This window comes from Arthrobacter parietis, assembly GCF_039530425.1.
GTDB classification, from domain to species: Bacteria; Actinomycetota; Actinomycetes; order Actinomycetales; family Micrococcaceae; genus Arthrobacter_D; species Arthrobacter_D parietis.
On record NZ_BAAAON010000001.1, the window covers coordinates 903,976 to 918,433 of the forward strand.

At 64.4% G+C, this 14,458-nt stretch carries 14 protein-coding genes; 11 read left to right on the forward strand and 3 right to left on the reverse strand.

Translation table 11 applies throughout. The annotated features are described in order from the left end of the window. Positions 1 to 98: 98 nt before the first annotated feature. Entirely contained in the window at positions 99 to 911 is an 813-nt protein-coding gene (locus ABFX19_RS04225) for an SGNH/GDSL hydrolase family protein (RefSeq protein ID WP_346027606.1), read from the reverse strand. A 109-nt stretch (positions 912 to 1,020) separates the two neighbouring features. On the opposite strand from ABFX19_RS04225, the gene ABFX19_RS04230 reads away from it, so the two are divergent. From ABFX19_RS04230 to ABFX19_RS04280, 11 genes are all read left to right on the forward strand, one after another. Then, a complete protein-coding gene (locus ABFX19_RS04230) occupies positions 1,021 to 1,857 on the forward strand; it encodes an SDR family oxidoreductase (RefSeq protein ID WP_346027607.1) in 837 nt (278 codons plus the stop codon). A 103-nt stretch (positions 1,858 to 1,960) separates the two neighbouring features. After that, positions 1,961 to 2,317 carry an ArsR/SmtB family transcription factor gene (locus ABFX19_RS04235; protein WP_277358902.1) on the forward strand — a complete coding sequence of 119 codons (357 nt, stop codon included), beginning with the start codon at positions 1,961 to 1,963 and terminating at the stop codon, positions 2,315 to 2,317. Further along, positions 2,314 to 2,802: an SRPBCC family protein gene (locus ABFX19_RS04240; protein ID WP_056545077.1), complete on the forward strand. Its 489-nt coding sequence runs from the start codon at positions 2,314 to 2,316 to the stop codon at positions 2,800 to 2,802. The genes ABFX19_RS04235 and ABFX19_RS04240 overlap by 4 nt, the downstream gene beginning before the upstream one ends. A 107-nt stretch (positions 2,803 to 2,909) precedes the next feature. Beyond that, positions 2,910 to 3,533: a flavin reductase family protein gene (locus ABFX19_RS04245; RefSeq protein WP_346027608.1), complete on the forward strand. Its 624-nt coding sequence runs from the start codon at positions 2,910 to 2,912 to the stop codon at positions 3,531 to 3,533. A gap of 64 nt (positions 3,534 to 3,597) precedes the next feature. Further along, the gene (locus ABFX19_RS04250) at positions 3,598 to 4,719 is read left to right on the forward strand and encodes an alpha/beta hydrolase family protein (protein ID WP_346027609.1); all 1,122 of its coding nucleotides are present in this window, start codon (positions 3,598 to 3,600) and stop codon (positions 4,717 to 4,719) included. 249 nt (positions 4,720 to 4,968) lie between these two features. After that, positions 4,969 to 5,913: a carbohydrate ABC transporter permease gene (locus ABFX19_RS04255; RefSeq protein WP_277358899.1), complete on the forward strand. Its 945-nt coding sequence runs from the start codon at positions 4,969 to 4,971 to the stop codon at positions 5,911 to 5,913. Further along, a complete protein-coding gene (locus ABFX19_RS04260; RefSeq protein WP_346027610.1) occupies positions 5,903 to 6,841 on the forward strand; it encodes a carbohydrate ABC transporter permease in 939 nt (312 codons plus the stop codon). Before ABFX19_RS04255 ends, ABFX19_RS04260 begins: the two co-directional genes overlap by 11 nt. 48 nt (positions 6,842 to 6,889) lie before the next feature. Next, a complete protein-coding gene (locus ABFX19_RS04265) occupies positions 6,890 to 8,194 on the forward strand; it encodes an ABC transporter substrate-binding protein (RefSeq protein WP_346027611.1) in 1,305 nt (434 codons plus the stop codon). 54 nt (positions 8,195 to 8,248) lie between these two features. Continuing rightward, complete coding sequence (locus ABFX19_RS04270; protein WP_346027612.1) at positions 8,249 to 9,562, forward strand: ABC transporter substrate-binding protein; 1,314 nt, start codon at positions 8,249 to 8,251, stop codon at positions 9,560 to 9,562. A gap of 24 nt (positions 9,563 to 9,586) precedes the next feature. Then, the gene (locus tag ABFX19_RS04275) at positions 9,587 to 11,641 is read left to right on the forward strand and encodes a DUF6807 family protein (protein WP_346027613.1); all 2,055 of its coding nucleotides are present in this window, start codon (positions 9,587 to 9,589) and stop codon (positions 11,639 to 11,641) included. After that, entirely contained in the window at positions 11,638 to 12,768 is a 1,131-nt protein-coding gene (locus ABFX19_RS04280; protein WP_346027614.1) for a M24 family metallopeptidase, read from the forward strand. Before ABFX19_RS04275 ends, ABFX19_RS04280 begins: the two co-directional genes overlap by 4 nt. A gap of 30 nt (positions 12,769 to 12,798) precedes the next feature. Here the strand turns inward: ABFX19_RS04280 and ABFX19_RS04285 are convergent, their stop codons facing one another. Both ABFX19_RS04285 and ABFX19_RS04290 read right to left on the reverse strand, forming a co-directional pair. Continuing rightward, positions 12,799 to 13,425, reverse strand: a complete 627-nt coding sequence (locus tag ABFX19_RS04285; RefSeq protein WP_277359287.1) for an alpha/beta hydrolase — start codon at positions 13,423 to 13,425, stop codon at positions 12,799 to 12,801. Next, positions 13,425 to 14,444: a ring-cleaving dioxygenase gene (locus tag ABFX19_RS04290; RefSeq protein ID WP_346027615.1), complete on the reverse strand. Its 1,020-nt coding sequence runs from the start codon at positions 14,442 to 14,444 to the stop codon at positions 13,425 to 13,427. Before ABFX19_RS04290 ends, ABFX19_RS04285 begins: the two co-directional genes overlap by 1 nt. Positions 14,445 to 14,458: the final 14 nt, after the last annotated feature.

Consider the following 14,458-nt stretch of genomic DNA (forward strand, 5'->3'; position numbering starts at 1 on the left):
CATGGCGATAACGACGAGCCAGACAATCGGGGTGCGGTACTTGTTGATGAAAGTCATGATCAATCCAGTGTACGGAAAAGAGGCCAAAGCACGTCGTGCTAGTCCCTGCACGCACGGCGTGCGGCATGTTCAGCTGCCAGCCGCTTCAACCCGTCTGCGGGGCGGATGGGCACCGGCCAACGCGGTTCAAGGTCATCTCCGAGGGTCACGTTGCGCAGGCGCCGTCCGAACATCGGGATCACCCACTCGCCCCACCACACTGATTCCCGGCGGAGCAGCTCGGTCATGGTCAGCCGCTGCCGGGGACGCAGGGGCTTGGACGTGAGCGTGTGGTCGATGCCGAGCTCGCGCAGTACGTGGGCGGCCATGTTCCTGTGGCCTGCCGGTGACATGTGGAGCCGGTCGATGTCCCAGAAACGCGGGTCGTGATACTCATCGAAGCACCAGTAATCCACAAGGAGTGCGCCGTACGTCTCGGCGATCCGGCGGACGTGGTCGTTGTAGATCCAGTTCCGGCGTCGCATCGGTTCGAGGACCGGGTGGAGCCGCACGTCAAAGCCCGTGAAGAGGAGCGGGCGGGCACCAGCCGCCGCAATACGCGACACCATTTCCTCGTAGGTCTCCATGAGCGGGGTGATGCTCGCGCGCAGTTCGAGGATGTCGTTTCCGCCGGCGTACACACTGACAACGGTGGGGTGGAGGTCGAGTGCAGGCTGCAGCTGTTCGTCGACGATCTGTCGAAGCCGCTTGCTCCTGATCGCAAGATTGGCGTAGCGCCAGCTCGAGTCCTTTTTGCTCAACTGTTTGGCAACACGGTCCGCCCAGCCACGGACGCCGTTGGGATAGCGGGAGTCCCAGTCCCCCACTCCCTCCGTGAAGGAATCACCGATTGCGACATAGAGTCTGGACACCGCTCCACGGTAGGGATTACGGACGACGTCCCTTCGTCGTCCATCTTTCGCCGCGGGAAAGTCTTGATGAATTCGGAATATTGGAGCTTGATCACGCGCTTCACCCAACATGACTCCACGACTCGCAGTTACCGGCTCAACCGGACACGTCGGCGGCGAAGTAGCCCGCCTCCTGTCCAGCGCAGGATATGAACAGAAACTCATTGTTCGGGACCCGGCGCGGGCGCCCGATCTGCCGGGAGCGAAGCTTGCCCAGGCCAGCTACGCCGAGCGGGAGGCCGCGGTTGAGGCGCTGCGCGGGAGTGAGGTGCTGTTCATGGTGTCCGGCGCCGAAGCCCAGGACCGCGTGGATCAGCACCGTACCTTCATCGATGCCGCCGCCGAAGCCGGTATTCAGCACATCGTCTACACCTCCTTCCTTGCCGCCGCGCCGGACGCAACCTTCACGCTGGGCCGGGACCACTGGGCAACGGAGGAGCACATCCGCAACTCCGGGATGGCCTACACATTCCTTCGCGACAACTTCTACCTCGATGTACTGCCCCTCTTCGCTGGGAACGAAGGCGTACTGCGCGGACCTGCCGGCGACGGCCGGGTGGCAGCAGTGGCACGGACAGACGTCGCGCGTGCCGCCGTCGTCGTGCTTGGAAATCCGCAGGCGCACGTAGGGCGGACCTGGGATCTCACCGGCCCCGAAGCCCTCTCGCTCAGCGAGGTTGCCGCAATCATCACGCGGGTGACCGGCCGGGCAACCCGCTACGAGGAGGAGACGGTGGAGGAAGCCTATGCCTCGCGCGCCTCTTATGGTGTGCCGGACTGGCAGCTGGACGCGTGGGTCAGCACTTACACGGCGATTGCCTCCGGCCAGCTGGAACGGACGACGACGGCGGTGCAGGAACTCACCGGGTCAGCACCACTGGATCTTGAGACACTGCTCACGAGGTAAGGCCCCTGCGTCCGCCCCGGTGCCGGGAACGATCCTTGACTCTGTGACGCGGCAGGTCTACCGTTGTATTCAACCAATTTGTTGATAAAGGAAATAGTTGACCATGGACGTGGACGCTGATCGTCTGGATCGGGCCTTCATGGCTCTGGCAGACCCGGCGCGCCGCAGCATCATCGCTCATCTCAGCCGGGGCCCGGCAACCGTCAACGAGTTGGCTGCACCGTTCAACATCACCAAGCAGGCAATCTCCAGGCACATTCAGGTCCTTGAACAGGCTGAACTGGTAACCCGCTCGCGTGATGCCCAGCGTCGCCCCGTGCACCTGAACCCCGCACGGCTGGAGTCGCTCACCGCGTGGATTGACCAATACAGGCTTACCCGTGAGAGCCAGTTCCGCGCACTCGATGATCTACTCGGATCTCAGGCCAGAGATGGCCATTCACCCAAGGACCAACCATGAGCAATCCACTGAAGCTTTCCGTGCCGGAAGGCGTTCCCTACATTGACGTCGAGCGGGAGTTCGATTTCCCGGTCGAAGCCGTCTTCGAAGCGCACCGGGATCCCGCGATGATCGCGAACTGGCTCGGGCCTCGCGGAATGAAGGCGGAGATCGACCACTATGATTTCCGCACCGGCGGTAGCTACCGCTACACCCATGTCAGCCCGGACGGTGAGCGCTATGACTTCAGCGGCGTGTTCCACACCGTGCGGGACAACGAGTTCGCTATCCAGACCTTCGAGTTTCTCGGCTACCCCGACGTCGTCAGCATTGAGTTCCTGACCTTTGAGGACCTGGGCGGCGGGCGTTGCAAGCTCGTCGGCCATTCCGTTTATCCCTCCCAGGAGGCCCGGGACGGCATGGCGCAGTCCGGCATGGAAGGCGGCATGACCGAGGGCTATGAGCGCCTTGATGAACTGCTTGCAAGCCTTCCCTCGCGTGCTTGATGCCAAGCGTCCCCCTCAAGAACGGGTTTCACTGGGAGTGTCTGGACATTCCCAGTGAAACCCGCAATCCAGTGGGATGCTGCACCGCCGCACCTTAGGCTCGGTACATGCGCAGGGACTTCTATCGCGACCAGCACTCAGCCGCCGCGTTCTACAAACTCTTGACAGCGACGGTTGTGCCGCGGCCCATAGCATGGGTGGCGTCGCGGTCGGCGAACGGTGTCGATAACCTCGCACCGCATTCCTTCTTCACCGTCGCGTCAACAGACCCCCCGATCATCCAGTTCACGTCTGTCGGCGAGAAGGACAGCCTGCGAAACATCCGTGCAAGCGGCGAATTCACCGTGAACTTCACGCCGGAGAACCTGTTCGAGCGCGTCAACGCAACGGGCACCGCGTTCGAGCCGGAGGTGAGCGAGTTCGACGCCGCTGGCTTGCAACGCGAGGCGAGCACCCTGATCAGCACACCGCGCGTATACGAATCTCCCGTTGCGCTGGAGTGCCGTCTGCACAGTCTCATTCCCGTGGGGAACTGCACCCTGATCCTGGGTGAGGTGGTCCACGCAGCCGTCTCCGAACAGGTGCTCGACGGCGATCACCCCCGTGTGGATCTACTCGAACCGTTGTCCCGCCTCGGCCGGGACGAATGGGGAACTCTCGGCGAGGTGCGCCGGATCAGGCGAATTCGCCTCGAGGACTGGCCCGGCTCATTCTCGGCAGATGGTCAATGATGGTCCTGGGAGACCCGGCCGCCGGGTTCGTGGCCCGGCCCACCTCATGCTCCGCGGACCGTCGATGACGCCAACCCCGAGCCCGATCGCCGGCTTCGAGGACTGGCCCGCAGCTCTGCGGCAACTCGGTAGACACGAGGGACACAACACCGCGAGCGCCAGTCTTGCCCAAGCCCTCGGCGTACCCGCACCCATCCCCGCACCGCCCGTCACGGTGCGCCGCGCTCAAGTGTTCGACGGCGTCGAGCTGCAGGAACTGGAGTGGCAGTTGCCGTACGGTCCCCTCACGAAGGGCTACTTGCTGACGCCTGCAGGAACGAAGGGCCCCCTTCCCGGCGTTCTGTGGTTGCACTGTCATGCCGGCAACAAGTGGCTGGGTGCAGAGCGCTTGATCGACGCCGGCGCTGAGACCAGCGCCGACGTGGACGCGCTTCAGCGGAACCTCTACTCAGGCCACGCCGTCGCCAACGACCTGGCTCGCGCAGGCTTCGCCGTGCTCGTTCACGATTCCTTCAGCTGGGGCAGCCGGCGGTTCCTGCTCAATCCGCCACCGGAACGCGTAGCTGAGGGGCTCGACGCACGGCGGGCGCTCTGGCATCAGGAAGGCGTGCAGCCAACGCCATCAATGGAGTACAACGCCGCTGCGGCCCTCCACGAACACACAATCGCGAAGACCGCAGGCCTGCTCGGCACCAGCTACGCCGGAATGGTGGCCTTCGAAGATCTGGTTGCGCTGGATGTCCTGCGCACCCTGCCTTGCGTCGAGAAGGAACGTGTCGGCGTCGGCGGTTTCTCGGGTGGCGGAGGCCGGGCGCTGGTGCTGTCGGCCCTTGCGCCTCAGGTGTGTGCCGCCGTCGTCTGCTGCATGATGACCACCTTCGAGGGCCTCGCTCCTTCCCACCTGGACGCTCACTCGTGGCTGCTCGCCACTCCGGGGCTGTCGCGGTTGTTCGACTGGCCGGAGCTCACGGCCGTCAACACCGCGTGCCGCTACCTCGTCCAGTACGCCGGTGAGGATCCACTTTTCACACCCCAGGGCATGCACGACGCCGACGCGGTGTTGGGTGCCCTCGCGCACGATGCGCCGGGTCGCTATACCGGATCCTGGTACGACGCCGGCCATGTGGTCACTGTTGACATGCTTCAGGACGCCCTGACGTTTCTGGCTGATTCCCTCAGCAACTGATCATTCCCTCCCTTTCATAAGGTCCGGCCGGCAATTGCGATGGCGTGTGACGGCGTGAGCCCTACTGGAAAACGTTTTCCTTGACGTGTGGTGCATCACACACTAGGGTCGTTTGCAGTCCTGAGAAAGCGTTTTCTCGGATTGCCAGCAAGAGCCCTACAACCCGACAGAAGGTTCCCATGAAGCTTCCGAACGACGCGTTCGCGGCGGCGCCGGAATGCGCCCGCCAGATCGCGGAAAGGAGCGGTGATGTCAGCTCTGAGTGAGATGTCCCGGCTGAAGAAAGAGCCGCGAGGAAAGAAGCGGAAGCTGACAGCTGCCGAGAGGAAGGAGGAGCTGGTTTCCTACCTGTTCCTCGCTCCCTGGCTGGTGGGCCTGGCCCTCATCACAATCGGCCCCATGGCGGCGTCGCTGTACCTTTCCTTCACCGACTACAACCTCCTCCAGCCACCGGAATGGACCGGACTGGACAACTACCTTCGGATGTTCGAGGACACCCGGCTCCAGAACTCCCTGGGAGTGACCTTCCTCTACGTCTTTGTCTCCGTTCCCCTCCAGCTCATTGCAGCACTGGCGCTTGCTCTGATCCTGGACCGCGGCATGCGGGGCCTGAGTTTTTACCGCTCGGTCTACTACCTGCCGTCCCTGCTCGGTGGCTCCGTTGCCATCGCAGTGCTGTGGCGGCAGATCTTCGGAACCTCCGGGCTCATCAACCAGCTTCTGGCACTGGTCGGTATCGAGGGCATGGGGTGGATCGCTGATCCCTCCACTGCGCTGGGCACGCTGATGGTGCTCAACGTCTGGACGTTTGGCGCACCGATGGTGATCTTCCTGGCCGGTCTCCGCCAGATCCCCACCATGTACTACGAGGCAGCGGCAATGGACGGCGCATCGAAGGTGCGCCAGTTCACCACCATCACGGCCCCGCTGCTGACCCCAATCATCTTCTTCAACCTGGTGCTCCAGATCATCGGTGCTTTCCAGTCGTTCACCCAGGCGTTCGTCGTTTCCGGCGGCACCGGCGGCCCCGCGGACTCAACGATGTTCTTCACGCTGTACCTCTACCAACAGGGCTTCGGCAACTTCAATATGGGGTACGCCTCGGCCATGGCGTGGCTGCTGCTGCTCATCATTGCGGCCTTCACCTTCATCAACTTCATCGCCTCGAAATGGTGGGTGTTCTATGACGACTAATATCGCGCCCCAGACCAACACAGCCCCTGCGGCCACCCGAACGCCGACAAAAGCGGCACCGCCGGTCCGCCGGAAGAAGCGAAACGACGAGGAACTGAGCGGAAGCACCGGGAGCCGGTTGCTGAAGCACATTGTGCTCATCGCTTTCGGCATCATCATGCTCTACCCGCTGCTGTGGATGCTGGTGAGCTCGCTCCGGCCGAATGACGAGATCTTCCGGGAGGCCGGCCTCTGGCTCACCACCTTCGAGATCAGCAACTACACGGAAGGCTGGAACGCCCTTCAATCACCGTTCGGGCACTACATGATCAATTCGATGATCGTGGTGGTCGGCTCGATCATCGGGAACCTGGTGTCCTGCTCAATGGCCGCCTACGCCTTCGCCCGGCTGAAATTCCGCCGTCGTAACCTGCTATTCGCCATCATGCTCATGACGATCATGCTGCCCATTCACGTGATCATCGTGCCGCAGTACATCATCTTCTCGGAGCTGGGCTGGGTGAACACCTTCATTCCGCTGGTGCTGCCCAAGCTGCTTGCCACGGACGCGTTCTTCGTGTTCCTCATGGTGCAGTTCATCCGCGGGCTGCCGAAAGAACTGGACGAAGCGGCGCGGATTGACGGCTGCGGCCATGTGCGGATCTTCACCCGCATCATCCTTCCGCTGATGATGCCGGCACTGGCAACAACCACGATCTTCACCTTCATCTGGACGTGGAACGACTTCTTCAGCCAGCTGATTTACCTGACCGACCCCGAGATGTACACGGTGCCCGTTGCCCTGCGCTCCTTCGTGGACAGCACCGCCACCTCCTCCTGGGGCTCGATGTTCGCCATGTCCATCGTCTCCCTCCTGCCCGTCTTCCTGGTGTTCCTGTTCGGCCAGAAGTACCTGGTCAAGGGCATCGCCACCACAGGCATCAAATAGACCGCTCCGGTCACAAGACAACAACTCGAAAGATTGGAAAGAGATTCAATGAAGAAGTTCTCGCGTCCTGCCCGCACCCTTACCGCAGCCTCCCTCGCCGCGGTCCTCGGACTATCGATGGGCGCCTGCGGAAACGGCGGAAGTGAATCCGCCGGCGACGGCAACCTCCGCTTCTCCTGGTGGGGCTCGGACCCACGCCACGAAGCCACGCAGGAAATCATCGATATCTACGAATCGAACAACGAGGGCGTCACCGTAGCCGGTGAATTCTCAGACTTCTCCGGCTACTGGGACAAACTGGCGACGACGACGGCCGGCCGGGATGCGCCGGATGTCATCACGATGGACGAGAAATACATCATGGAATACGCCGGCCGCGGCGCCCTGACTGACCTTACCGAACTCGAAAACCTCGACCTGTCCAAGTTCCCTGAGGCCGCACTGGACCTTGGGCGTTACGAAGACGGCGTATACGGGCTGAGCACCGGCCAGAACGCCTACTCCGTGATGGTCAACGCGGACCTCTTCGCTGAAGCCGGCGTCGAAATTCCGGATGACAGCACCTGGACCTGGGATGACTACTACGAACTCTCGGCCACGATCAGCGAGAACCTGGGCGAGGTTGCGGGAACCGACTACGGCGCACTCGACGGTGACCTGCGCATCTGGCTGCGCCAGAACGGCGAGAAGCTCTACAGCGAGGATGAGCCGGGCACCGTGGGCTACTCGCAGGAGAGCCTGCTCTCCTGGTTCGAACATCTGCTCCACGTCCGCGACACCGGTGGCGGCGTCAGCGCCGCGCAGTTCACCGAGGCTGCTGCCGGCACCTTCGAGGCCGAGAACTTCCCGACCAAGAAGACCGCCATGGGCTGGTACTGGTCCAACCAGCTCGGCGCCCTGCGTGCCGCCACCGGTGACGACATCCGCATTCTCCGGGTGCCCTCGCCGTCCGGCAACGCCGAGGACAACGGCATGTACTACAAGGCCTCCATGTACTGGTCCGTCTCCAGCCAGTCCGATGACCAGGCAGCCGCAGCGGACTTCGTGAACTTCCTGGCCAATGATCCCGCGGCCGCCGAGAAGATGCTCGTGGACCGCGGTGTTCCCGCCAACCCGGACATGGCTGCAGCGATTGAACCGAAGCTCGATGAGTCCCAGCAGACGGTTGTCTCCTTCCTCGAGGAGATCGAGCCCGAGGTTTCCGACTCGCCGAAGCCCTCCCCCATTGGCGCAGGAACCGTCCAGGAGACCATCGTCCGCTACGTCGGTGAGGTCCTGTTCGACAACCTCACCCCCGAGGAAGCAACCGAGCAGTTGACCGCTGAAATCGAAGGCATGATCAGCGCAGGCTGACCACGCAGCATCGGACCGAACTGCTATTCACCCGATAAGACAGGAAGAGATTCAATGAAGAACTTCTCTCGCTCGACGCGAACTCTCACAGCTGCGGCTGCCGCGGTTGTGCTCACGGTGTCACTGGGCGCCTGCGGCAACGGCGGCGGCGGTGACAGCGCCGCAGCAGGTGACGGGAATCTCCGCTTCTCCTGGTGGGGCTCGGATCCACGCCACGTGGCGAACCAGGAGATCATCGACATGTTCGAGGCCGAGAACGAGGGCATCACCATCGAGGGTGAGTACTCCGACTTCGGCGGCTACTGGGACAAGCTCGCGACGACGACGGCCGGCCGGGATGCGCCGGATGTCATCACGATGGATGAAAAGTACCTGCAGGAGTATGCCGGACGGGGAGCGCTTGCGGACCTCAGCACACTGGAGGGCCTTGATACGTCGAAGTTCGACGACGCCGCCCTCAACCTTGGACGTTATGAGGACGGCCTGTACGGGCTGACCACCGGTCAGAACGCCTACGTGATCATGGCAAACCAGGACCTGTTCGCGCAGGCAGGCATGGAACTCCCGGATGACACCACGTGGACGTGGGACGACTACTACCGCATCTCAGCTGAGCTGACTGAGAAGCTGGGCGGGGACATCGTCGGCACCGAGTATGGCGCCCAGGACGTCGACCTGCGGATCTGGCTCCGCCAGCCGGGTGAAAACCTCTACAACGAGGATGAACCCGGCACGGTGGGCTACTCGCCGGAAACTCTGACCGCCTGGTTCGAACACCTCCTGGAGGTGCGCGACGGCGGGGGCCCGAGTGCCGCCCGCTATACCGAGGAGCTGTCGGGATCCTTCGAAGCCGGCGGTTTCGCCACCAACCGCGCGGCAATGGGTTGGTACTGGTCGAACCAGCTGTCGGCTGTGGAGTCCGCCAGCGGCAGCGAAGTGACCATGCTTCGTCCGCCGTCGGAGTCAGGTAACGCCGCTGAGAACGGCATGTACTACAAGGCCTCGATGTACTGGTCCGTCTCCAGCCAGTCCGATGACCAGGAAGCTGCCGCCGAGTTCGTGAACTACCTTGCGAACAACCCTGAGGCTGCGAAGAAGATGCTCGTTGACCGCGGGGTACCCGCAAACCCGGACATGGCCGCCGCCATCGCCCCCGAGCTGAACGAAACCGATCAGACGGTGGTCGACTTCCTCGAGGAGATCAGCCCCGACATGGCTGCGGCACCGCTGCCCTCCCCGGTTGGTGCCGGTGGCGTCCAGGACGCGGTCAAGCGTTACGTCTCCGAGGTCCTCTTCGACAACCTGACTCCGGTTGAGGCAACGGAGAAACTGACCGCCGAAATCGAAGGGATGATCAGCGCAGGCTGATTGTCCCGGAACGGAACATTGATCATGCTTGACCCCGCATCCCGTCTGACGCCTTCCCGGCACAGAACAGGAAACCCCGTCGCTGACGGCCCCGCCCGCGTTGCACGCGTGGCCCTGGTGGGCGTTCATGGCTTCGGTGCCCGGCACCTCGACAACCTTCGCAGGTTGGAGGACGACGGCGCCGCTCGGCTGGTTGCCGTGGCGGACCCCCGTCCGCCCGAGGACGGGACGCTGGGTGCCGGGGTCGGTGTGTTCAACAATCTGGAGGACCTTCTCGCCGCAGGGGTGGCGCCCGACGTCGTCGTTATTGCCACCCCCATCCAGGCGCACGCGCCGCTCGCCCATGCGGCGATCGAGGCGGGCGCGGATGTCTACGTCGAGAAGCCTCCGGTGGCGTCGATGGAGCAATACGACTCGCTCCTCGCCGCTGCCGACACAGCAGGCGTTGCCGTGCAGACCGGGTTTCAAAGCCTGGGTTCGGCGGCGCTTGACCGGCTCGACGATCTCGTGGCATCGGGAACGCTGGGTTCGGTTCGGGGCGTCAGTGCGCTGGGTACGTGGGTGCGGACCCGGGGTTACTTTGGACGTTCCCGCTGGGCGGGGAAGCGGACGCTGGACGGAGTGGACGTGGTCGACGGCGTGGCCACCAATCCGCTTGCCCATGCGGTTGCGACCGCCCTTCGTGTGGCCGGTGCACGGAAGTCGTCCGACGTGGCTACCGTCGAGACGGACCTGTACCGGGCCCACGACATCGAGTGCGATGACACGTCCACCATCCGGGTTCGGACGGCGTCCGGGACGGTGGTCATGCTCGCACTCACCCTGTGTGCCGCGGAGCAGACGCGACCCAGCGTCACGCTCCACGGCACGCAGGGAACCGCCGTGCTGTATTACACGGAGGACGAACTGGCCGTCACCACGGCGGACGGCACCGTCATTGAGCACTTTGGGCGCGCCAACCTGCTGGAGAATCTGCTCGAACACCGGGCGTCCGGCACTCCCCTGCTCAGCCCGCTCGCCTGCTCCGGCGCGTTCATGCGGGTGCTCGACGCCGTCCGGCTGGCCCCACCGCCGCAACCCATTGATCCCTCGTACGTCACCTGGATCGGCGACGGCGACGAAGCCCATCCCGTGTTGCACGGCATCGAGGAACTCCTGCAGCGGGCGTGTCTCGCCCAGGCGACTATCGGTGAACTGGGCCCGGGCTGGGCGCGGCCGTCGTCGTCGTCCGTGTCGCCGTCGTCCTTACCGCTTGTGCTGGACGGCCGCGAGGTCGGGTCCTACCGGGACGGCACCGCCGTCTCTCCCTTTCTTTCGCCGCGCCCCTACCTGCATCCCGTCACAACGCGTCGCGGCGTAACCGTCACCGACCACTTCCCCGCAGACCATGTGTGGCACCTGGGAGCCGGCGTTGCCGTGCAGGACGTCGACGGCGTCAACCTCTGGGGCGGCCGAACCTACCGTCGCGAGGCGCAGGGCTACGTGTGGCGCCCGGACCACGGCCGGATCACCCGCACGGGGCTGGCGCAGCACCGCAGTTCCCTCGAGGAGACGCTGCGCTGGAGCCGCCCCGACGGCGGCGCCCTGCTGCACGAAGCCCGCCGCATCAGCTGGCGTACGGTGAACGACGCCGTCTGGGCGCTCACGATCGACTTCTCGCTGACACCCGCCGGCGAGAACCCGGTGGCCCTTGGGAGCCCGGGCTCGAATGGGCGGTCCGGCGGCGGCTACGGCGGCTTTTTCTGGCGCCTCCCCACCAGCGAAAACACCACTATTACGACGGCGGACGCCTCTGGCGAGGCGGGTGTTCACGGCACAGTGTCGGATTGGCTGTGCTGGCAGGGCACCTTCGAGGGCCGGCCGGCGACGCTCCTTTTCCTGCCCAACGACAACGCCATCGACCCCTGGTTCGTGAGGGCCGAGGGTTACCCCGGGGTGGGGCTTGCCCTCGCCTGGGACCGGCCGGTCACCACCACGCGCGAGGCTCCCCTGGCCCGCTCCGTCACCATCCTCATTGCCGACGGCGCTCTGACTCCTGACGCCGTGAGCACCCTCGCGGCCGAAGAAAGGCACCCATGACCACCACCTCAGCCCCCGGCCTTGAGACGCTCCCTGCTCCAACTGCCGCGCCAACTGCCGCGCGTGTCGACGACTCCGGCGACGAGCGCGCCATCAAGCGCAACCGGGTTCTTGAGATTCTTGACCGTACCGGCCACGAGTCCCTGCTGTTGACCAGCAACACGGCGATGACGTGGTACCTGGGCGGGAGCCGTCTGCACATCAGCCTCGCGGGGGATCCCATCGCCATGCTGCTCGTTGACCGCGAACGGGACCACCTGGTCACGTTCAATAACGAAGCGGACAGGCTGATCCGCGAGGAGCTGCCGGCCGACGTCGTCGTTCATCCTGTTCCCTGGCACGGATCCATGCACGAGGTGATGAGCCGGCTGTCCTCGTCGCGGCCGCTGGATGAGGCGAGCGTGCGGCGGGAGCTGCGCGACGCGAGGCAGTCGCTGCTTCCCGTGGAAGTGGAGCAGTACACAGAATTGAACAGGGAGGTCGCGGGTGCGCTGACTGATGTGCTCTCCGCTGCCAGGCCGCATACACCGGAACGGGGCATCGCCGCTGAGCTGGGCGCGCGGGTCATCGCCATGGGCGCTGAGCCACTGGTCCTGCTCTGCAACGGCCGTGAGCGGTCGGCTTTCCGGCACCCGCTGCCGACGTCGTCGCCATTGGGTCGGCGGGCGATGGCGGTCGTGTGCGCGCGGCGTCGGGGAATGGTTGCGAACGTCACGCGTTGGGTCCGGTTTGACGGGTCAACGGCCGCCGAGCGCGACGCCGAAGCACGCATTGCTGCCGTGGAGGCTGACATTTTCGCGGCAACCGTGCCGGGTGCGCGGTTGGACGGAATCTTCGAGGTCATCCACAGTTCCTATGCCGCTCACGGCTTCGGGCCGGATCAGTGGCGGCTGCACCATCAGGGCGGCCCCGCCGGCTATGCGGGCAGGGATCCGCGGGTTACGGCGTCGACGGATGACAAGGTGGTGCCCAATCAGGCGTTCACCTGGAACCCGTCCGGCCCCGGAGTGAAGATCGAAGACACCGTGCTGCTCACTGCCGAAGGGATCCGGGTGCTCAGCGTCGACGAGCGCTGGCCGACGGTCGAGGTGAACGGCCTGCAGCGGCCAATGACCCTCGAGATCTAGGGAACTGATATTCGATGCAGTTCCTGGAGGTCAGCGGCGGCCCAGCCAGTCAACCGCCGCTTCCAGGTCTGCGCGATCGATACCGTGACCGCCCTCCCGAAGAACCTGTTCGACATCGGCGCCCTGCCGTTCCAGCTCGGACATCAGCGTGGTAACGCTGCTCAGCGGCGCCATCGGGTCTGACCGCCCGTTCAGCACGATGAACCGGCTGCCGGAGAGGGAAACCTCCGTGCTCCGCTCACCGAACGGGTACATGCCCGAGAACGCAACTACGCGGTTCAGCGCTTCCGGGTGCAGCATCGCGGTGGCCAGCGCGATGTTGGCACCATTGGAAAAGCCGACGGCGATGATCTCCCGGTTGCCGACGTCATAGTGTTCCCGTGCCTCAGCGATGAAACCGGCCAGTTCACCGGCACGGAGGATGACGTCGTCGACGTCGAACACTCCCTCCGCGCGCCGGGCGAACCAGCGCAGCATGCCGTTCTCCTGCACCCTGCCGCGTGGCGCAAGCACCGCTGCGGCCGGATCCAGCTGCGCCGCGAGGGCCGCAATGTCCTCTTCGTGTGAGCCGGTGCCGTGCAGCATCAGGAGGAGTGGGCGCCCGGAATCACCCTCGCGGTAGAGGTGCGGCCAGTCGGTGAGCTGCGGTGTGGTCATCAGGCGACGCCTCCGGGCTGCCCGGACGGGACCGTAGCCGCGTCACTGGCCTCGCCTTCGGCAAGCGTGTTGTTGTCTTCCGGAACCTCGATACGCGCCACCGAGGCTTCGATGTCCTCGCGCGAGGGCTCGAGCCACGGCGGCAGCTTCAGTGAGCGCCCGAGTTCCAGGAGCGGCTCATCGACGTTGAAGCCCGGAGTGTCCGTTGCAATTTCGAAAAGCACTCCGCCAGGCTCCCGGAAATAGATCGAGGTGAAGTACTGACGGTCGAGAATCGCTGTCACGGCGAACCCACGCTCAACGAGATCCTGCCGCCACAGCTCCTGCGTGGCTTTATCCGGAACCCGGAAGGCGATGTGGTGCACGGTTCCGCCCGCCACGAGTCCGTAGGGCCCGGCAGGATCGGCAAGAACGTCGACAATGTTGCCTGGGCCGCCGACGCCTGCTTGCAGACGGGTGCGTCCGGGAGCCTCGTCGGAGATTCGCAGCCCGAGGTCTTCGGTGAGGACGCGCAGGGTGTGCTCGGGGTCCGTAACCGTCAGCACGGATGAGTGCTGTCCGCGGACGGCGTGCTCGGCGGGGACAAAGGACGAGTCCCAGGGGTTGCGTGGATCGGAGGTCGAGGAGGCCACGAGGTCAAGCTGGAGCCCGTCGGGATCACGCAACGAAAGCCTTTCCTCATCCGCGGACGTCCGCGAGATGGAGGACTCCACGCCGAGGTGGCGGAAGTGGTTCTGCCACCAGCCGAGGCTTCCCTCAGGTACCGAGAAGGCGGTGGTGGTGGATTGCCCGGAACCGATCCGCCCGGGCGCCACCTGGCCCCACGGAAAAAAGGTCATCAGCGAGCCCGGTCGGCCGGCGTCGTCGCCGTAGTAGAGGTGATAGGTGGACGGGTCATCGAAGTTGACCGTCTTCTTCACGAGCCGAAGTCCGAGTCCGCGGATATAGAAGTCAATGTTGGCCTGCGGGTCACCCGCAATGGCGGTGACGTGGTGCAGGCCCGTGGTGTGAGCTGTCATGGTGATCCTCCGGA